Raw genomic sequence first — 19,784 nt, 5'->3', positions numbered from 1 at the left:
GGAATGGAATGCTCGATGCGGTACGCGACCTGATGCAGCCCCCGGCGGGCATGGCCTTCGACTTCAGTCAGCCGGCGGGCGAGGCGGCGCTGGCGCCGCATGACGGCGTCTCGTGGCGGGTGTTCGCCAATCCCATTGGGCTCTTTGTTGGCGGCGTGACGGCGGTGCTGCTCGAACTGGCCGAACCGTCGGTGCGCTCCGGCGTGTGGGACCACAGCAGCTTCCAGCGCGACCCGGGCACGCGCCTGCGCCGCACCGGTTTCGCGGCGATGATGACGGTGTACGGCCCGCGTTCGGCAGCCGAAAAAATGATCGCGCACGTGGTGCGCATGCATGGCCGGGTCAAGGGCACTACGCCCGATGGCGTGGCCTACCAGGCCAACGATCCGCGCCTGCTCGATTGGGTGCAGGCGACCGCCTCGTTCGGGTTTACCGAGGCCTATCACCGCTATGTCCGTTCCCTGTCCGCTCAGGAGAAGGACGCCGCCTTCGCCGAGTCGGAACCGGCCGCGCGCCTGTACGGCGCGACCGGCGCCCCGGGTTCATGGAAAGAGTGGGAAGCGCTACTGGCGCAGACCGCGCCGGCCCTGGAGGGCTCGGAGATTCTTGCGGACTTCATGCGGATCATGGGCGAGGCGCCCATCCTGCCGGCGCCCTTGCGGCCATTGCAGCGGCTGCTGGTGCGCGCCGCGGTGGAGATCACGCCCGAGCCGGTGCGCTCGCTGCCGCAGCTGCGCGGGCGGGGCTTGCGCTTCGGCGAAGCGACGCTGGTGCGCGCGCTGGCCACGGGAGCGGCGCTGGCGCCGCTGGGCGACACGCCGCAGGCCCAGGCCGCGCGGCGCGTCGCCCGACCTTGATTAGAACGCGGCGATGCCGGTCTGGGCGCGGCCCAGGATCAGGGCGTGGATGTCGTGCGTGCCTTCATAGGTGTTGACCACCTCGAGGTTGACCATGTGGCGGATGATGCCGAACTCGTCCGAGATGCCGTTACCGCCCAGCATGTCGCGTGCGACGCGGGCGATGTCCAGCGACTTGCCGCACGAGTTGCGCTTCATGATCGAGGTGATCTCGACCGCCGCCGTGCCTTCGTCCTTCATGCGGCCCAGGCGCAGGCACCCTTGCAGGCCGAGGGTGATCTCGGTCTGCATGTCGGCCAGCTTCTTCTGCACCAGCTGGTTCGCCGCCAGCGGCTTGCCGAACTGGGTGCGGTCCATCGTGTACTGGCGCGCGGTGTGCCAGCAGTCTTCGGCCGCGCCCAGCGCGCCCCAGGCGATGCCGTAGCGCGCCGAGTTCAGGCAGGTGAACGGGCCCTTCAGGCCGCGCACCTCGGGGAAGGCGTTTTCTTCCGGGCAGAACACCTCGTCCATGACGATTTCGCCGGTGACCGAGGCGCGCAGGCCGAACTTGCCGTGGATCGCCGGCGCCGACAGGCCTTTCCAGCCTTTCTCGAGCACGAAGCCGCGGATTGCGCCTTCGTCGTCCTTGGCCCACACCACGAACACGTCGGCGACCGGCGAGTTGGTGATCCACATCTTGCTGCCGGTCAGGCTGTAGCCGCCATCGACCTTGCGGGCGCGGGTGACCATCGAGGCCGGGTCCGAGCCGTGGTTGGGTTCGGTCAGGCCGAAGCAGCCGATCCATTCGCCGGTGGCCAGCTTCGGCAGGTATTTCTGGCGCGTTTCCTCATTGCCGAATTCATAGATCGGCACCATGACCAGCGAGGATTGCACGCTCATCATCGAACGGTAGCCGGAGTCGACGCGCTCGACTTCACGTGCGATCAGGCCATAGGCGACGTAGTTGAGGCCGGGGCCGCCGTACTGCTCGGGAATGGTCGGGCCCAGCAGGCCCAGGTCGCCCATTTCGCGGAAGATCGAGACGTCCATCGTTTCATGGCGGAAGGCCTCAAGGACGCGCGGCTGCAGCTTGTCCTGGCAGTAGGCGGCGGCCGCGTCGCGCACCATGCGCTCGTCGTCGGTCAGCTGGCTGTTCAGCAGCAGCGGGTCATCCCAGTGGAAGGAAGCTTTCTTGGACGAGTCGGTACGGGTCATCGCAAAATCCTGTCTCTAAGTTCTAGTTCGGTAGGTGCCGTGTAAGGCGCGCCTGAACATTATAGAAACGTGCCGCCCACGTATCTTTTGAAACTGCGACAGGAATTTCTATTTTTGACCAGCCGTGCTGCCGAATTTGCCGCCGTGGAAGATCAGGGCCGACTGTGGATGGACCTGGCATTCCTCGACCTCGCCGACGAAGATGACGTGGTCGCCTTCGGGATAGCGGCTGCGGTTGTGGCATTCGAACCACGCCGACACGCCTTTGAGGATCGGCAGGCCGGTGCGCGACAGTTCGTACTCGACGCCCTCGAACGGGTTCTCGGTGCGGCGCGAGAAGCGCAGCGCCAGTTCTTCCTGGCCGGCGGACAGCACGTTGATGACGTAGTGCGAGTTGCCGCTGAAGATGGGCATGCTGTTGGCGCCGGCGCCCAGGCTCCACAAGACCAGCGGCGGGTCGAGCGAGACCGAGTTGAACGAGCTGGCGGTCAGGCCGCGGAAGCTGCCGTCGGCGAGGCGCGTGGTAATGACGGTCACGCCGGTCGCGAATTGCGACAGGGCGTGGCGGAAATGTGTTGTATCGAAGCCGCGCGTCGTTGCGCGGGAGGACAGTGTATTCATGCGGTTCCTGAGCGTTGGCGCTCATTATGCCATCGTCGGGGGTGTCCTTGCCGCGAGCGGGCCGTCGCCATGGTCACTATCCCGGCAGTTCAATGCAGAACGGTGCGCTTTGCGCTACATTAAAGATATCTAATCTTACAAATGCCAAGGTGAACTATGAGTGAGCAAAAAGCAACCGAAGTGGCCATCCTGGGCGGCGGATGCTTCTGGTGCGTCGAAGCGGTATATCTCGAGGCGCGCGGCATTACCCGCGTGGAATCGGGCTATATGGGCGGCCAGGTCGACTATCCGAGCTACGAAGCGGTGTGCAGCGGCACCACCGGCCACGCCGAGGTGGTGCGTCTCGAATTCGACCCCGCCGTGATCGCCTACCGCGACATCCTCGAGATCTTCTTCACCATCCACGATCCGACCACCCTGAACCGCCAGGGCAACGACGTCGGCACGCAGTATCGCTCGGTAATCTTCACCACCTCGCCCGAACAGGACGAGATCGCGCACAAGGTGATCGGCGAGATGGGCCTGGTGTGGGATGCGCCGATCGTCACCGAGGTGAAGCCGCAGGAAACCTGGTACAAGGCCGAGGACTATCACCAGAACTACTTCGCCCAGCACCCGCTGCAGGGCTATTGCGCCTTCGTGGTGGCGCCGAAGGTGGCCAAGTTCCGCAAGACTTTCACGGATCGTTTGAAGGCATAAGCACCATACGAGCAGCCCACGTCGTTCCCGCGCAGGCGGGAACCCAAGTAAGCATGAGCCGCCTCTGCAATAATTTTCCGTGGCAGCGCTGAGGACTTGGGTCCCCGCCTTCGCGGGGACGACGTGCTTAGGCCGTGTAATAGGGACGATGCGCCTGATCGATCGACATCGACATCAGGCATACATATACCTCCTCGACCACGGCAACTGCGCTACGTCGCTCCCCGCCTTGCCGCACACGATCTGGTACAGGCTGATCCGGTCGTGGGCGAAGGCGTAGGCGCAGCCGGCCAGGTAGACGTGCCAGATGCGGAAGCGTTTCGGGTCGGTCAGGGTGCGGATGTGGGCGGCATTGCTCTCGAAATTGTCGGTCCAGAGCGCGCAGGTGTGCGCATAGTGGCGGCGCAGGTTTTCCACGTCGCGCACTTCCAGGCCGCCTTCCTGCATCGCCCGCACCACGGTCGCCAGGTGCGCCAATTCTCCCTGCGGGAACACGTATTCGTCGATGAACTGGCCGCCACCATAGGGCGTGGCGCCGTTGTCGGCGTCAGTGGTGGTGATCCCGTGGTTCATCACGACGCCTCCCGGCGCCAGCAGGCGCGCCACCTGCGCGAAATAATCCTTCAGGTGCTGCACGCCGACGTGCTCGAACATGCCCACGCTGGTGATGCGCTCGAAATGGCCATCGACGTCGCGGTAGTCCTGGATCCGGATCTCGACACGGTCTTGCAGCCCGGCCTTGATGACCCGTTCGCGCGCCAGCGCGGCCTGGTTCTCGGACAGCGTGATGCCCACGCAGCGTGCGCCGAATTTTTCGGCTGCGCGCAGCACCAGCGCGCCCCAGCCGCAGCCGATGTCGAGCAGGGTCTGGCCGGGACGCAGGTCGATCTTGCGCAGGATGTGGTCGATCTTCTTGACCTGCGCGGTGGCCAGGTCTTCGTCGCCCCCCTCGAAGTAGGCGCAGGAATACACCATGCCGGGATCGAGCCAGGCGGCGTAGAACTCGTTGGAGACGTCGTAGTGGTAGCGAATCGCTTCGCGGTCGGATTCGCGCGTGTGGTTTCGCCGGAAACCCAGCGCGTCGGCCAGGCGGCCGCGCCCGCTGTCTGCGCCGGACGCCGCCAACGCATTGCCGACCGCGATGATGTCGGCCGCGCGGCCCATCACCTCGATCGCGCCTTCGACGTAGGCGCGGCCCAGGCTGTAGAGGGAAGGGGAGCGCAGGTAGCGCAGCGCGGCGGGGCCGGGGAGGCGGATGGTGACCCGCGGTGGATCGGGCGACAGGTCGATGCGTTCACCGTTCCACAGCTCCACGCGCAGTGGCAGTGACAGTTGCGGCAACTTGCCGCGCAGGCCCGATTGCCAGGCCGACAGCTTGATCTGATCGAACACGGTCCACCCCTTTATATAAAGGCGTAGCCGGCCGCGGCTCCTGGCCGGTTACGGTTGCAAACGCTGGCGCGTCCAGCTGCCGTCTTCCTGACGCTCGTAGACGATGCGGTCATGGAAGCGCGAACGCCGGCCTTGCCAGAATTCGATACGGTCGGGGATCAGGCGGAAGCCGCCCCAGTTGTCGGGACGCGCCGGATCTTCGCCAGCCCCCTGCGCCACGACGTCGTAGTTCTGTTCGAGTTGCGCACGGCTGTCGATCGGCGCGCTCTGGCGCGAGGCGATCGCCGACAACCGGCTCTTGAGGGGACGGCTGCGGAAATAACGGTCGCTTTCGTCCGGCGCAGTACGCTCCACACGTCCTTCGATGCGCACCTGACGTTCGAGTTCGCTCCAGAAGAACAGTAATGCGGCGTAGCTGTTGTCGCGCAAATCCGCGCCCTTCTTGCTGTCGTAATTCGTGTACCACGAGAAGCCGCGCGCATCGAATTGCTTGACCAGCACGATGCGCGAGCTTGGCCTGCCGCTGACGGCCACGGTGGACAGCGACATCGCATTCGGTTCGTTCACTTCGGCTTTCAGGGCCTGCTCGAACCAGGCGGTGAATTGCGCGATCGGATCGTCGCTCACGTCGGCTTCGTCCAGGCTGGCCTGGCCGTAGTCCTTGCGCAGGTCGGCCACGGCCTGGCCCACGACCGGCGCCAGCGGGGCCACCGTTGCCCCTGGCGCTGCGATGCCGCGGCGCAGCTGCATGGCCTGGCCCAGGCGCGCCATCTGCTCCGGCGAGAACAGGCGCATCGCCATCGGCGCCATGGTGCTTTCTTCGCGCTCCATATGGGAGGTATAGCTGGCCACGAAGCGCCGCACCTGGTTTTCCGACAGCACCGTGCCGGTGCCTTCGGCAATGCCGGTCAGCTGCTCGTGCAGGTCTTGCCACAGCGCATCCATATCCTTGTGGTCTTGCAGGATGGTCGGCGCCAGCGCCTGCAGGATGGCGGCGTCGTCGCCCTGGGCGGTGGCGCGCAGCATCGGGATCAGGTCCTGTTCCTCATCGTCGTGGTGCAGGTGGGCCGCCTTGTCGAAGTAGCGCAGCACCGCGCTCGCGGCCTGGCGCGCCTGCTCGTCGGCGCCGTGCTGCGGCAGGTGTTCCAGCAGTTTTTCAAGCGTCGCGAGTTGCTTGCGGATGCGTCCGTGGCAGTGCTTGAGCACGGCGATCGGCTGGGTGAAATCGGGGGCGGCGTCGTGCAGGAGGGAGCTCATGGCGTTCCAGTAGCATTTTGGTGACAGGCAAGTTATTTGCTCATCACTATTTGGTTATCTAAGAGGTATTTTAGTGCAGATGCGAAAGGCGTGTCCGCTACAATATTGGGATGAACCAGATCAACTCTCAGCTCTTTTCGGCAACGTTGGACGAAGAAGTCGACTTCGCGCGGCGCTTTGGCGGCATCGCCCGCCTCTACGGTGAGCGCGCGCTGGAACGTTTTCGTTCCGCACACGTTTGCGTGATCGGCGTCGGCGGCGTCGGCTCGTGGGTGGTCGAGGCACTGGCGCGCAGCGCGGTCGGCCGTCTGACCCTGATCGACCTCGACAATGTGGCAGAGTCGAACATCAACCGTCAGATCCAGGCGCTGACTTCGACCGTCGGCATGGCCAAGATCGAGGCGCTCAAGCAGCGCATCGCCCAGATCAATCCGTTCTGCCAGGTCACGCTGGTCGAGGATTTTATCGATCCCGAGAATATCCCGGCAATGATCGGCGATAAGGATTTCGATTACGTGGTCGACGCCATCGACAGCGTGAAGCCGAAGGCGGCCCTGATCGCCTGGTGCAGCGCCAACAAGATGCCGCTGGTGGTGGTGGGCGGCGCGGGCGGCCAGATCGATCCGACCAAGGTCGAGATCCGCGACCTGGCCCGTACCGAACAAGAGCCCTTGCTCAAGAAAGTGCGCAAAATCTTGCGCGCACAATATGGTTTCTCGCGCGGCGAGAAACAGAAATACCATATCGATGCCGTGTTCTCGATGGAACCGCTGCGTTATCCCGACGCCGGCGATGCCTGCGATGTCGATCCGAACAGCATCACGGGCCTGAACTGCGCCGGCTTCGGTTCGAGCATGGTGGTCACCGCCACCTTTGGCATGGTGACGGCCGGCCAGGTGCTGCGTCGCCTGGCTGAGGCCGCCAATGCCGAGGCCGAGGCTGCCCTGGAGGCCCAGGCTGCCCTGGTCGGGCAAACTGTGCAAGCAGAAGCGGCCTTGTTATCATAAGATTGTTGCAACCGTCCGGTTGCGTATTCTTGGAAGAGCACACATGATTCGTCGATCCGCATTCATTGCACTGCTGCTGGCCGCCGCGAGCGTCCAGGCGCAGGAAGGCGCGCAGGACGCCAGCAAGCCGACCACCCAGCCGCCGCCGGACGTGCAGCAGTCGAGCACCCCGCCGGTCGCGCCGCCGGACAACCAGGTGCCGGCGCCAGTGGCCGAGGCGCCCGCGCCGCAGGTCGAGATCGTCGATCGTGTGGTCGGCACCGGCAAGGAAGCGTCGCTGGGCAGCAATGTCGTGGTCAACTATTCCGGCTGGTTCCACAAGCCGCTGGCCCGGCAGCAGCGCGGCCGCAAGTTCGATTCGTCGCTCGACGCCGGCCGCGATCCGCTCGAGTTCCAGCTCGGCGCGGGCCGCGTGATCAAGGGGTGGGAGCAGGGCGTGGCCGGCATGAAGGTCGGCGGCAAGCGCACCCTGATCATCCCGAGCGCGCTGGCCTACGGCAAGCGCGGCGCGGGCGGCGGCATGATCCCGCCGGATTCCGACCTGATCTTCGACGTGGAACTGCTGGACGTCAAATAACGTCAATATTTGTTCGGCAACGGAGGCGGTAATGAGAATCGCGAACGATGTCACTGAACTGATAGGCAATACCCCGCTGGTGCGCATCCGCAAGCTGGCGCGCGGCAGCGGAGCCGACCTGGTCGGCAAGCTGGAATTCCACAATCCCGCGCACAGCGTCAAGGACCGCATCGGCCTGGCCATGATCGAGGCCGCCGAGGCGGCCGGTCTCATCGACTCCGACACGACCATCGTCGAACCCACCAGCGGCAATACCGGCATCGCGCTGGCGATGGTGTGCGCGGCGCGCGGCTACCGCTGCAAGCTGGTGATGCCCGAGACCATGAGCAGCGAGCGGCGCATGCTGCTGCGCGCCTACGGCGCCGAGCTGGTGCTCACCCCCGGCAGCGAAGGCATGCTGGGCGCCATCCGGCGCGCCGAAGAGATCGTGGCAAGCGACCCGCGCGCCTTCATGCCGCAGCAATTCAACAATCCCGCCAACCCCGAGGTGCACCGCCGCACCACGGCCGAGGAAATCTGGCGCGACACCGACGGCAAGATCGACATCCTGGTGGCGGGCGTGGGCACCGGCGGCACCATCACCGGCGTCAGCGACGTCATCAAGCCGCGCCGGCCCGGCTTCCAGGCCATCGCGGTGGAACCCGAGGCGTCACCAATGCTGTCGAAGGGCACCAAGGGTCCGCACCCGATCCAGGGCATCGGCGCCGGCTTCGTACCGCAGGTATTGAATACCGCATCCTACGACGAAGTGATCTGCGTGAAGAACGAGGATGCCTTCGAGACGGCGCGCGCTGCGGCGCGCGAGGAAGGGCTACTGGTCGGCATCTCGTCGGGCGCGGCGCTGTGGGCCGCGATCGAGGTGGCGCGCCGGCCGGAGAACGCGGGCAAGCTGATCGTCGTCATCATCCCCTCGTTCGGCGAGCGTTATCTCAGCACGGCCTTGTACGCGAACCTGGCCGGCTGACCTGGGCTGAACGCGTGGACGGGAAACCCGACTGCGCGTCTCGGTCCACCCTACTGGATATGCGTGCCAGTAGGGTGGACGGCTCCGCCGTCCACGCGTTCAACTTAGTGGGCGTGGCCCTGCAAGGTGCAGTGGTGATGAATCGTCCCCTGTTCCACCTGCAGCGTGCAATGGTGGATCGCATACTTTTCGCGCAGCGTGTGCTCGATGGCGTCGAGCGTCGCATCTCCAGGGTAACCGCCCGGGATCACCAGGTGGGCGGTGAGCGCGGTCTCGGTCGTGCTCATGGCCCAGATATGCAGGTCGTGCACTTCGGTCACGCCCGGCTGGCCGGCCAGGAAGGCCTGCACCTTGCCCGCGTCGACGTTTGGCGGCACGGCCGCCATCGACAGCTGCACCGACTCGCGCAGCAGCGACCAGGTGCCGATCACGATCACCACCACGATCACCAGGCTCACGATCGGATCGATCCAGGTCCAGCCCGAATACATGATCGCCAGCCCCGAAATCACCACGCCCAGCGACAGCGCGGCGTCGGCCGCCATGTGCAGGTAGGCGCCGCGGATGTTCAGATCGCCCTTGCTGCCGGCCAGGAACAACCAGGCCGAGAAGCCATTGATGACGACGCCAATGGCGGCCACGATCGAGACCGTCGCACCGGCCACCGGCGCCGGTTCGGCGATGCGCTGCACCGCTTCCCAGGCGATCGCGCCGCAGGCCACCATCAGGAGCAGGCCGTTGCCCAGCGCCGCCAGGATCGACGAGCCGCGCAGGCCATAAGTGTAGCGGCCCTTGGGCGCGCTCTTGGCCAGCAGGGCGGCGCCCCAGGCCAGCATCAGGCCCAGCACGTCGGACAGGTTGTGGCCGGCGTCGGCCATCAGGGCGGTGGAATGGGCGATGAAACCGTAGGTGAACTCGACGATGACGAAGGCCAGGTTCAGGCCGATCGCCAGGGCGAAGGCGCGGCCATGGCCGTCGGGCGAGGGCATGTGGTGGTGGTGGTGGCCGAAGCCATGGGAATGGCCGTGACCGTGGTCATGGTCGTGGTGATCGTGTCCGTGCTTGTGGTCGTGTGCGTGGCTCATGCGTCCATTCCGTTGGCGGGTTCGGCGATGTGCTCGAACATGGTGGAGAGCAGGCTGCTGATGTGGGCATCGGCAGCCGAATAGAAGACTTGCTTGCCCTGGCGCTCGGCCTTGACGATGCGGGCCGCGCGCAGTAGGCGCAGGTGGTGGCTCACTAGCGAGCTCGACAGCGCCAGCCCGGCCGCGATATCGCCCACCGCCGTCGGCTGGGCCAGGCAGGCCAGTACGATGCGCAGCCGGGTCGGGTCGCCCAGCAGGTGGAACAGGTCGGCCAGCTGACCGATCGCTTCCTCGGGCGGCGGGGCAATCGGCTGGGCAGGCGGGTGTGCGATAGTCAAGTTTGGCTCTAACATGTGAATAGGTGTTCATATGTTAGGTGAAACAACCGCGCCGGGCAAGCGCGGTCTCGTTCAGTGTTGCTTCTTGTCCATCACCTGCCCGTCGTCGTCGCGGATCTCGGGCGGGCCCAGTCCGAGTTTCTGCAGCTGCGGCAGGATCTTGCGCCGCTCGCCGACCGCTACCACGGTCATCTTGTCTGGATCGAGATAGCGGCGCGCCACGTCCTGCACATCTTCCACGCCGACCTTCGCCAGCCTGCGCGCCAGCTCGTCGTAGTAATCCGGCGCCAGGCCATAGACGAACAACTCGGTCAGGCTGGCGCCGATGTCGGCATTGGTCTCGAACTGGCCCGGCAGCGACAGCAGCTGGGCGTTGCGCGCTGCATCGAGTTCGGCCTGCGACAAGGGCTGCTCGCGCATCGCCGCGATCTCGCGCAGGATCTCGCGCACCGATGCGCCGGTGGCGTCCTGCTGCACGCTGGCCTCGACCGAGAACGGCGCCGGGGTGCGGTCGTAGTCGAAGTGCGAGTAGATGCCGTAGGTATAGCCCTTGGTCTCGCGCAGATTGTTGTTCAGGCGGCTCGAGAACATGCCGCCCAAAACGCCGTTCATCACCTGCAGGGCCGGGAAGTCGGGCGTGTCGCGGCTCGGGCCCATGCAGGCCACCTGCAGCGCCGTCTGACCGGCGTCCGGCTGGTCGACCAGCACCAGGCGCGCCGGCGTGGGACGGGTCTCGGCCGGCTTGACCTCGGGCGCGTCGGCCGCCGGCCAGGCGCCGAACTGCGCCTCGGCCAGCGCTTGCAGCTCGGCGCGCGTGATGTCGCCGGTGACCACCAGCGCCGCATTGGACGGCACGTAGTGGCGCTTCCAGAAGCCGGCGATGTCCTCACGCGTGGTGGCGCGGATCGCCGGCTCCAGGCCCAGCTGACCGTAGGCCTTCGGATGCGCGCTGCCGAATAGCGCGCCGGCCGCCGCCAGCGCCGCCACCGTTTCCGGATCGTCGCGTTGCTGCGTCAGGGAGCCCAGGCGGTCCTGCCGCTGGCGCTCGATCTCGGCCGCGGGGAAGGACGGGTGCTGGACGATGTCGGCCACCACCTCGAGTGCGCGCGCAAAGGTCGCGCGCAGGGCCAGCAGCGACACGGTCGAGACGTCGTCGCTGCTGCCGGTATCCATGAAGGCGCCCAGTTGCGCCACCTCGTCGGCGATCTGCGGCGCGCTGCGGGTGGCCGTGCCTTCTTCCAGCATCTGGGCCGTGAAGCCGGCCAGGCCGGGCAGGTCGACCGGATTGGCCGCGCCGCCGCTTTTCAGCACCAGCTGGCTCGACACCAGCGGCAGCGCCGGATTGTGGTGGTGGATCACGGTCAAACCGTTGGCGAGCTTGAAGGTCTCTCCGCGCGGCAGCGTCACCTTGGGCGTGGGCCCGGCCACGGGCGGCGTCGCGCGCCACGGTTCGGCCTCGTTGAGCGCAGCCTGGGCGGACTGCGGCGCGGTCTTGACCGGCTTGGGCGCGCGCGGATCGTCGATCTTCGGCTTGCCGGGCAAGCCAGTCACCATGGCGCGCGCCTCCGGCTTGAGCCAGGTCTGCACCGCGCGCTGCACGGCGGCGGCGTCGATGCGGCGCAGGCGCGCCAGGTCCTTGGCCAGGTAGCCCGGGTCGCCCGTGTACAGGTTGTAGTGGTTGAGCTGTTCGGCCAGGCCGTCGCCGCCGAGTTTTTCGAGCGACGCCAGCAGGGCCGTTTCCAGGCTGTTGCGGGCGCGTTCGACTTCGCGCTCGCTCGGGCCGTCCTTGCGCAGCCGTTCCAGCTCGGCGTCGATCGCCGCTTCGAGTTCCTGCGGCGTGTGGCCGGCGCGCGCGGTGACGTCGACCACGAAGGTCGAGCTCAAGGCCAGCGAAGTCTGCGTGCTCGACACGTCCTGCGCGATCTGGCGCTCGTACACCAGCGCCTTGTACAGGCGGCTCGACTTGCCGCCGCCGAGGATAGTGGCGGCCACCGCCAGCTCGGCGTCGCCCGCCTGGTAGGCGGCCGGCGTCAGCCAGCCCATGAACACGCGCGGCAGCTCGACCCGGTCGCGCACCACGACCCGGCGCTCGGCCGTGATCGGCGGCGTGACCACCTTGGGACGCACGACGTCCGGGCCGCGGCGCAGGCCGCCGAAGTAGCGCATCACCAGTTCGCGCGTCTTGCCCTTGTCGATGTCGCCGGCGATCACCAGGCTGGCGTTGTTGGGGCCGTAGTAGTTGGTAAAGAATTCACGGACGTTCTCCAGCCGCGCACCCTGGATGTCGGCGTGCGAGCCGATGATCGAAGCCGCGTACGGATGGCCCTTGGGGAACAGCGTTTGCAGCAGCGCTTCCTCGACCAGGCCATACGGCTCGCCCTCGGTGGTCTGGCGGCGTTCGTTGCGCACCACGTCCTGCTGGTTGCTCAAGGCCTGCTGGTCGAGCACGTCCAGCAAAAAGCCCATGCGGTCGGCATGCACCCACAGCGCCAGTTCGAGCTGGTTGCTCGGCACCGTGTCGTAGTAGCTGGTGCTGTCGAAGCCGGTGCCGCCATTGCTGTCGGTCGCGCCGGCGCCTTCGAGCAGGCGGTCGGCCTCGCCGCGCGGGATGTGGCCGGTGGCGGCGAACATCATGTGCTCGAACAGGTGGGCGAAGCCGGTCAGGCCGGGCGCCTCGTTGGCCGGGCCCACGTGGTACCACAGGTTGACGGCCACGATCGGCAGGCGCTTGTCCTCGACCAGGATCAGCTGCAGCCCGTTGGGCAGCACCGTCTTTTCAAAAGCGATCGACGGTATCGGCGCCGACGCCGGCGCAGGGGGCTGGTCCTGAGCCTGGCCGGCCGCGGGAGCGGCCGCCAGCATCAGCGGGACCATCAGGGTGGGAATGTTCAAATACTCTCCGTAATTCAATGACAATGCCCTTGCCGCGATCGAGCGGCGCACGCCTTGCCATTATCCCGGATACGGAGAAACTTGTGGCAAGGCGACGCTTACTCGACGAAGCGCAGGATGCCGCGCAGCGCGTGGGCGATGGACTGCTCGCGCACCGCCTGGCGGTCGCCCTGGAACACCAGGCGTTCGGTGTGAACATGGTCGCCGCGCGCCCAGCCGAAGCACACGGTGCCGATCGGCTTGCCGGGCACGGCGCCGGTCGGGCCGGCGATGCCGGTGGTCGAGACGGCGATGTCGGCATTGCTGTTGGCCACGGCGCCCGCGGCCATGGCGGCGGCCACTTCTTCGCTGACCGCGCCGAACTGCGCGATCACGGCATCGGGCACGTCCAGCATCTCGTTCTTGGCGGTGTTCGAATAGGTCACGAAGCCGCAGTCGAACCAGTCGCCCGAGCCGGGGATGGCGGTGAGCGTGTAGGCGATGCCGCCGCCGGTGCAGGATTCGGCGGCGGCCAGCATCAATTTTTTGGGGCCGAGGGTGTCGCTGACTTTCTGGGCAAGGTCGATGAGTTCGTTCGTCACGTGGGTCTCCTTTGCAAGCCGCCGGCCGGGCGAGTGCCACGTCGGGAAACCGGTCGGACTGCCTTCATTCTAGCGCGCTGCGCGGGCGCACGGGAAGCGAACGGCAGGTCAAAGTTTCAAAAATTGCTACCCAAACCGCAGGCGAACGTTTACAGTGCCAGCCGCATTCTCATCCTGGCCCGGCCTGATAAATGTTTCGTGCGACACACAGCACGGGCGTGCTGCTATGCTGGGATGACCAATTTCTCGTCTTTGTTAGAACTTTTACATGCCGCGCATGCGTGAGCGGTCCGTGGAGGAAGCATGAGCCGCCAGCGCTCTATCCGCAAGAAGCTGGTGGCGGTGGTGATGACGACCACGTTCGTCGCGCTGCTGGTCTCGATCGCCATCGTGATCGCCTATGACCTGCGCAGCTACCACCGCGCCCTGGTGAACGACCTCTCGACCCAGGCCGAACTGGTCGGCCACATGACGTCCGCCGCCCTGAGCTTCGACGACCCGCGCCTGGCCAACGAGAACCTGGCGCTGCTGCGCACCAGTCCCCTGGTGCGCGCGGCCGCCATCTACGATGCCAAAGGCGCGCTGTTCGCCTCCTATGCCGCCGTCGGCGTACCCCGCAATATTCCCCAGCGCCTGGACGCGACTGGCCTGTCCGAGGGGGCCACCGACGACCTGGTGGTGCGCCAGCCCATCGTCGAGAATGGCGACACGGTGGGCACCGTCGTGCTGCGCGCCGAGAACCGCCTGCTGGCGCGCACCATCGACTATCTCGCGATCGCGGCCGGGGTGACCCTGCTGGCGATGGCGATCGCCTATCTGCTGATGTGGCGCCTGGGACGCGTGATCACGGCGCCGATCGTGGCCGTCACCGAGATCGCGCGCGAGGTGGTGACCACGCGCGACTATTCGCGCCGCGCGCCGCGCATCGGCGACGACGAGGCGGCCGAGCTGGCCGATTCCTTCAACGCCATGCTGACCGAGATCGAAGGCCGCACCCGCGAGCTCGAGGATTCGCACAGCACCACCCTGCGCGAAGCCCAGCAGCGCACGCGCGCGCAGCAGGAAGTGATGCGCCTGAACGAGCAGCTCGAGCAGCGCGTCGACGAGCGCACCTTGCAGCTGGCGCTGGCCAACGCCGAGCTGGCCAACGCCAACGAGGAAGCCAAGAGCGCCAACCAGGCCAAGTCGGCCTTCCTGTCCTCGATGAGCCACGAGCTGCGCACGCCGCTCAACGCGATCCTCGGCTTCGCCCAGATCCTGACGTCCGACACGCTGCCGTCGACCCTGGAGCAGAAGAAGGAATTCGCGAACCACATCCTCAAGTCGGGCCGCCACCTGCTCACCCTGATCAACGAGATCCTCGACCTGGCCAAGGTCGAATCGGGAACCATCACCCTGTCGATGGAGCCGGTGGCCCTGACCGACATCCTGCTCGAAGTGCGCACCATGATCGAGCCGATCGCCGCCACCCGCAAGGTGCGGGCCCTGTTCCCGGATGCGTCGGAGGCGGTGGTGATGGCCGACCGCACGCGCCTGAAACAGGTGTTGCTCAACCTGTTGTCGAACGCCGTCAAGTACAACCGCGAAGAGGGCGCGGTGGTGGTCAGCTGCGAACATCCGACCCCCGACCGCCTGCGCCTGTCGGTGCAGGACACCGGCAACGGCCTGAACCCGGAGCAGCTGGCCAACCTGTTCCAGCCCTTCAATCGCCTGGGGCAGGAAGCCGGGGCCCAGGAGGGCACCGGCATCGGCCTGGTGGTGACCAAGCGCCTGGTGGAACTGATGGGCGGCGAGATCGGCGTGACCAGCAGCCCGGGCGTGGGCAGCGTGTTCTGGATCGAGCTGGCCAGCACCGCGCCGCTGGCGTCGGCGCTGCCCGAGCGCGGCCCCGAGGCGGCGAGCGCGTCGAGCGACCTGCCCGACGAAGGCGAGCCGCACCTGGTGCTGTACGTCGAGGACAACCCGGCCAACCTGCGGCTGGTGGAAGAAATCGTCGCCTTCCGGCGCGACCTGCGCCTGCTGTCGGCTCCCGACGGCCACCTTGGCCTGGAGCTGGCAAAGGCGCACCGCCCGGAAGCCATCCTGATGGACCTGAATCTGCCGGGAATGAGCGGCTACGACGTGCTGCGCCAGTTGCGCGCCGATCCCGAGACCACCTGGATTCCGGTCATCGCGCTGACGGCCAACGCCATGCCGCGCGACATCGAGCGCGGCATGGCCGCGGGCTTCCACCGCTATCTGACCAAGCCGATCGACATCGACAAATTCACTGAAGCGATCAATAGTACGCTGGCAGAGCAGCCCAGGACGGGCCAGCCAGGCGAAAGGAAGGCTAGATGATTTCCCTGTCCGACATCCGGCGCGCGCGCATCCTCGTCGTCGACGACGAGCCGGTGAACGTGCAGCTGCTCGAATACCTCCTCAAGACCACCGGCTACGAGAACGTCAGTTCCACCCAAGACCCGCGCCAGGTGGTGGCGCTGCACCTCAAGCACCGCTTCGACCTGATCATCCTCGACCTGCACATGCCGGGCATGGACGGCTTCGAGGTGATGGAAGCCCTGAAGCCGCTGGAGAGCGATTCGTGGTTGCCGGTGCTGGTGGTGACGGCCGAGCCGGACAAGAAACTGGCGGCGCTCGAGGCGGGCGCGCGCGACTTCATCGGCAAGCCGATCGACACGGTCGAGGTGATGACCCGCATCCGCAACCTGCTCGAGGTGCGCCTGCTGCACCGCGAGTCGCTCGACTACGGCAGCCAGCTGGAGCGCCAGGTGCGCGAGCGCACCGCCGAGCTGGCGCGCTTTCGCGGCGCGATGGACGCCACCCAGGACGCCCTGTTCCTGATCGATACCGCCAGCATGGCGATGGTCGACGTCTCGGAAGGCGCCTGCCGCATGCTGGGCTTTTCGCGCGACGCGCTGCTGCGCATCGACCCGGTGGCGCTGGGCCTGGCCACGCGCACCCAGCTCGAACGCCTGCTGGGCGGCGGCGCCGCGCACGATGGCGAGTCCGAGGCCGACATCGTCGAGACCGACCTGCTGCGCGCCGGCGGCGAAGGTTCGGTGGCGGTCGAGATCAGCTGGAAGCTGCAGGAACCGGATCTCGAGCACCCTGCGCAGCGCATGCTGATCGCGGTAGCGCGTGACATCAGCGAGCGCCTGCAGGCCCAGGAAAACCTGCGCCACGCGGCCAGCTACGACGCCCTGACCGGCCTGCCGAACCGCACCCTGTTCTTCGAAAACCTGCGCGACACCATCGAACTGGCCCAGGACAAGAACTGGCGCGTGGCGGTCCTGTGCATCACGCTCGACCGCTTCAAGGTAATCAACGACACGCTCGGCACGCGTGGCGGCGACGAGCTGCTGCGCCAGTTCAGCACGCGTCTGGTGCGCTGCGCGAAGGTGCGCGATTCGGTCGGGCGCCTGGGCGGCGACGAGTTCGCGCTGATCCTCACCATGCCGCGCGAGCAGCAGGATGCGGTGAACATGGCCAACGACGTGCGCGAATCCCTGCGCATGCCGTTCGACCTGCACGGCCAGCAGGCCGCGCTGACGGCCAGCATCGGCATCGCCATGTACCCGGACGACACGGTCGAGCCGGGCGCGCTGGTCAAGTATGCCGACACCGCCATGGTGCGCGCCAAGGAGGCCGGCCGCGACGGCTACCGCTTCTTCACCGCCGGCATGAACGTGCAGGTGCTGGCGCGCCTGGACCTCGAACTGGCCCTGCGCGGCGCGCTCGAAGATGCGCAGTTCGTGCTGCACTACCAGCCCAAGATGGAATTGAACACCGGCCGCATCGCCGGCACCGAGGCGCTGCTGCGCTGGCACCGCCCCGGCTACGGCCTGGTGTATCCGGCCGAATTCGTGCCGATCATGGAAGAGACGGGCCTGGTGGTGCGGGTCGGCGACTGGATCATCGACGAGGCCTGCCGCCAGATCGCGGCCTGGAGCGCGGACGGGGTGCGCGACGTGCGGGTGGCGGTGAACGTGTCGAGCCGCCAGTTCGTCGAAGGCGACCTGGAAGGCGTGATCCGCGACGCGTTGGCGCGCCACGACGTCGAACCGGGGCTGCTGGAACTGGAGCTGACCGAGAGCGCGCTGATGCAGAACGCCGAGCGCACCACCGAGGTGCTCACGCGCCTGAAGGCGCTCGGGATCCGGATCGCGATCGACGATTTCGGCACCGGCTACTCGAGCCTGGCCTACCTGAAGCGCTTCCCGATCGACAAGCTCAAGATCGATATCGCCTTCGTGCGCGACATCGTCAACAACCCGGACGACGCCGCCATCGCGCTGGCCATCATCAGCATGGCCCACAGCCTGCACATGCAGGTGATCGCCGAGGGCGTCGAGACGCGCGCCCAGATGGCCTACCTGCGGCGCAACCGCTGCGATCAGATCCAGGGCTTCTATTTCTCGCGCGCGCTGCCGGCCGACCAGCTGGCCGAGATGGTGGTATCCAACCGCGCCAAGCCCGACGAGAAACAGACCGCCGACGACAAGGTGCAGACCCTGCTCGTCGTCGACGACGACCCGAACGTCCTGAGCGCGCTGCACCGCCTGTTCCGGCGCGACGGCTACCGCGTGCTGACCGCGTCCTCGCCGGCCGAGGGCTTCGAATTGCTGGCGCTGTACCGGGTGCACGTGATCCTGTGCGACCAGCGCATGCCGGTGATGAGCGGGACCGAATTCCTCAGCAAGGTCAAGGAGATGTACCCGGAGACCATCCGCATCATCCTGTCCGGCTATACCGGGGTGGACTCGGTGCTCGATTCGATCAACCGCGGCGCGATCTACCGCTTCTACACCAAGCCATGGGACGACCAGCAGCTGCGCGACAATGTCCGCCTCGCGTTCCGGCATTACTGGATGACGTACGGGCCCTACGACGACCGCAAGACGCCGCGCGAGGAAGACCAGCAGGGCGAGGCGGCCTAGGACTATCTTTATGGAACTCGATCAGTCCACGCTGGCAGCGATAGTGGGTATCAAATCGATCATCGGCGGCGTCATTTTCTACCTGCTCCACGTCTCGGCCCCGCGTATTTCGGGCATTTGGCTATGGGCTGCCGCCTCTTTCTCGGTCGGCGTTGCCGTTCTGTTCGATACCCTGGATGTCATCGACAATTCGCATCTGGCCGCTCTTGTCTTCACCACGCTGCTGGTGAGCGGGCAGGTTCTTTTTCTGTTCGGGACTGCCGAGTTCCTGGATCGTCCTTTCAAGCGACATACCTTACCCCTGGCGCTTTCACTGGTTGTCATCCTGACGGTAACATGGTCGATTGTCGTGCCTGACAGGCCAGCGAGAGTGCTGGCCCTGACGCCAATGTATGCTGGGGCGAATGCCTGGATGGCATGGCTCCTATGGAGGTATCGCAAGCCACACGCGCGATTTGCCTACGGTATTGCCGCCGCCATCATGGTGATCCAGGCTGCGGCTGCATCGATTCACGCGCTCCTGGAGTTCGGTGCTGGAATGACTGTCCCATCCCCACCCTGGAATTTCCCGGTCATTGCTGTCATCTGGGTCAATGCAATACTCACCATCGTTGTCGGAAGCTGGGTGCTCCTTTTGCTCATCATGCTCCGGCTGGTGGACGAACTGAAGGCCGCGGCCGAAAGGGAAGAGCGCGAACGCATCGCGCGCGACCTGCATGACACCGTGCTGCAGACATTCCAGGGCTTCGTGATGAAAGCGACGGCGCTACTGCCTGAATCCGAATCCGCGTTGGGGAACTCGCTGAGCCGGTGCCTGAACGACGCCACCATCGCCATCCAGGAGGGGCGCGACAAGATCGCCAGCTTGCGTGCCAGCCCGGGTCATGCTCCCCTCTTGCACGAGTATCTGCGGATGGCTGGCGAGCAGGCGGCCGTGCCTGGCCAGCAGTTCATATTACGCTGCAAGGGAGAGGCGCGAGCGCTCCATCCGGGCGTACAGCGAGAGTTATGCGCGATTGGACAGGAAGCCATATGCAACGCCCTTCGTCATGCGAATGCAAGACAGCATGAAGTGATCGTCGAGTACGGTTCGAGAGCGCTCGTGCTGACCATCCGGGACGACGGACGCGGCATCGGCGCCGGCGATCGGGAAAAGCCCCGTCACTGGGGCCTGAGCGGTATCGAGGAGCGCGCCCGGCTCATCCAGGCCGATGCCGCCTTGTATTCCGTACCTGGCGCCGGCACGACATGGCGTATCGAAATCAGGGCGGGCTTGGCCTATGCGGATGTGCAGTCGCTCTCGGCGATCCCGGCCTGTGTTGCGTCGATGGTGAAATAGTCCGCCGGCCGCGCGCGCCGTATCCCGCTCCTCGCGGAAGT

Annotated in this window: 16 protein-coding genes; 8 read left to right on the top strand and 8 right to left on the bottom strand. The window is 66.2% G+C overall.

The annotated features are described in order from the left end of the window. Window positions 1-8: 8 nt before the first annotated feature. Entirely contained in the window at window positions 9-857 is an 849-nt protein-coding gene (locus tag SOM28_RS05730) for an oxygenase MpaB family protein (protein ID WP_320467507.1), read from the top strand. On the opposite strand, the gene SOM28_RS05725 is transcribed toward SOM28_RS05730, so the two are convergent. Together SOM28_RS05725 and SOM28_RS05720 are read right to left on the bottom strand one after the other, a co-directional pair. Beyond that, window positions 858-2,051, bottom strand: coding sequence for an acyl-CoA dehydrogenase (locus SOM28_RS05725; RefSeq protein WP_123069217.1), 1,194 nt, complete (start codon window positions 2,049-2,051; stop codon window positions 858-860). Between the two features lie 108 nt (window positions 2,052-2,159). Then, window positions 2,160-2,672, bottom strand: a complete 513-nt coding sequence (locus tag SOM28_RS05720; protein WP_123069218.1) for a flavin reductase family protein — start codon at window positions 2,670-2,672, stop codon at window positions 2,160-2,162. Between the two features lie 156 nt (window positions 2,673-2,828). Here SOM28_RS05720 and msrA point away from each other — a divergent pair, with 156 nt between their 5' ends. Continuing rightward, window positions 2,829-3,371 carry a peptide-methionine (S)-S-oxide reductase MsrA gene (msrA, locus tag SOM28_RS05715; RefSeq protein WP_123069219.1) on the top strand — a complete coding sequence of 181 codons (543 nt, stop codon included), beginning with the start codon at window positions 2,829-2,831 and terminating at the stop codon, window positions 3,369-3,371. 174 nt (window positions 3,372-3,545) lie between these two features. Here the strand turns inward: msrA and SOM28_RS05710 are convergent, their stop codons facing one another. Beyond that, on the bottom strand, window positions 3,546-4,763 hold the full coding sequence (locus tag SOM28_RS05710) for a cyclopropane-fatty-acyl-phospholipid synthase family protein (protein WP_320467506.1): 1,218 nt from the start codon (window positions 4,761-4,763) through the stop codon (window positions 3,546-3,548). A 48-nt stretch (window positions 4,764-4,811) separates the two neighbouring features. After that, window positions 4,812-6,020 carry a pyridoxamine 5'-phosphate oxidase gene (gene pdxH / locus SOM28_RS05705; RefSeq protein WP_320467505.1) on the bottom strand — a complete coding sequence of 403 codons (1,209 nt, stop codon included), beginning with the start codon at window positions 6,018-6,020 and terminating at the stop codon, window positions 4,812-4,814. A 110-nt stretch (window positions 6,021-6,130) separates the two neighbouring features. Between pdxH and tcdA the strand changes: the two genes are divergently transcribed. From tcdA to cysK, 3 genes are read left to right on the top strand one after another with little or no spacing between them, the layout of a single operon-like run. Continuing rightward, entirely contained in the window at window positions 6,131-7,027 is an 897-nt protein-coding gene (gene tcdA / locus SOM28_RS05700) for a tRNA cyclic N6-threonylcarbamoyladenosine(37) synthase TcdA (protein WP_320467504.1), read from the top strand. 43 nt (window positions 7,028-7,070) lie between these two features. Further along, the gene (locus tag SOM28_RS05695) at window positions 7,071-7,604 is read left to right on the top strand and encodes an FKBP-type peptidyl-prolyl cis-trans isomerase (protein WP_320467503.1); all 534 of its coding nucleotides are present in this window, start codon (window positions 7,071-7,073) and stop codon (window positions 7,602-7,604) included. Between the two features lie 31 nt (window positions 7,605-7,635). Further along, on the top strand, window positions 7,636-8,568 hold the full coding sequence (gene cysK, locus SOM28_RS05690) for a cysteine synthase A (protein ID WP_320467502.1): 933 nt from the start codon (window positions 7,636-7,638) through the stop codon (window positions 8,566-8,568). Between the two features lie 104 nt (window positions 8,569-8,672). Here cysK and SOM28_RS05685 read toward each other — a convergent pair whose 3' ends face one another. The 4 genes from SOM28_RS05685 to SOM28_RS05670 all read right to left on the bottom strand — a co-directional run bounded on the left by SOM28_RS05685 (window position 8,673) and on the right by SOM28_RS05670 (window position 13,464). Next, window positions 8,673-9,653, bottom strand: coding sequence for a cation diffusion facilitator family transporter (locus tag SOM28_RS05685; protein ID WP_320467501.1), 981 nt, complete (start codon window positions 9,651-9,653; stop codon window positions 8,673-8,675). Then, on the bottom strand, window positions 9,650-10,006 hold the full coding sequence (locus SOM28_RS05680; RefSeq protein WP_183407392.1) for an ArsR/SmtB family transcription factor: 357 nt from the start codon (window positions 10,004-10,006) through the stop codon (window positions 9,650-9,652). The genes SOM28_RS05685 and SOM28_RS05680 overlap by 4 nt, the downstream gene beginning before the upstream one ends. Window positions 10,007-10,063: 57 nt before the next feature. After that, window positions 10,064-12,883, bottom strand: coding sequence for a M16 family metallopeptidase (locus SOM28_RS05675; protein ID WP_320467500.1), 2,820 nt, complete (start codon window positions 12,881-12,883; stop codon window positions 10,064-10,066). A 98-nt stretch (window positions 12,884-12,981) separates the two neighbouring features. Continuing rightward, a complete protein-coding gene (locus SOM28_RS05670) occupies window positions 12,982-13,464 on the bottom strand; it encodes a CinA family protein (RefSeq protein WP_123069227.1) in 483 nt (160 codons plus the stop codon). 303 nt (window positions 13,465-13,767) lie between these two features. Here SOM28_RS05670 and SOM28_RS05665 point away from each other — a divergent pair, with 303 nt between their 5' ends. The 3 genes from SOM28_RS05665 to SOM28_RS05655 are packed head-to-tail and all read left to right on the top strand — an operon-like array spanning window position 13,768 to window position 19,743. Continuing rightward, entirely contained in the window at window positions 13,768-15,804 is a 2,037-nt protein-coding gene (locus tag SOM28_RS05665) for a sensor histidine kinase, YfiR-like protein-associated (protein WP_320467499.1), read from the top strand. Then, window positions 15,801-18,404 carry an EAL domain-containing protein gene (locus SOM28_RS05660; protein WP_320467498.1) on the top strand — a complete coding sequence of 868 codons (2,604 nt, stop codon included), beginning with the start codon at window positions 15,801-15,803 and terminating at the stop codon, window positions 18,402-18,404. Before SOM28_RS05665 ends, SOM28_RS05660 begins: the two co-directional genes overlap by 4 nt. A 10-nt stretch (window positions 18,405-18,414) precedes the next feature. Then, the gene (locus tag SOM28_RS05655; protein ID WP_320467497.1) at window positions 18,415-19,743 is read left to right on the top strand and encodes a sensor histidine kinase; all 1,329 of its coding nucleotides are present in this window, start codon (window positions 18,415-18,417) and stop codon (window positions 19,741-19,743) included. Window positions 19,744-19,784 lie beyond the last annotated feature (41 nt).

Source organism: Massilia sp. CFBP9026 (assembly GCF_034045165.1).
GTDB lineage: Bacteria > Pseudomonadota > Gammaproteobacteria > Burkholderiales > Burkholderiaceae_D > Telluria > Telluria arenae.
This window is presented reverse-complemented; position numbering and strand designations above follow the sequence as displayed.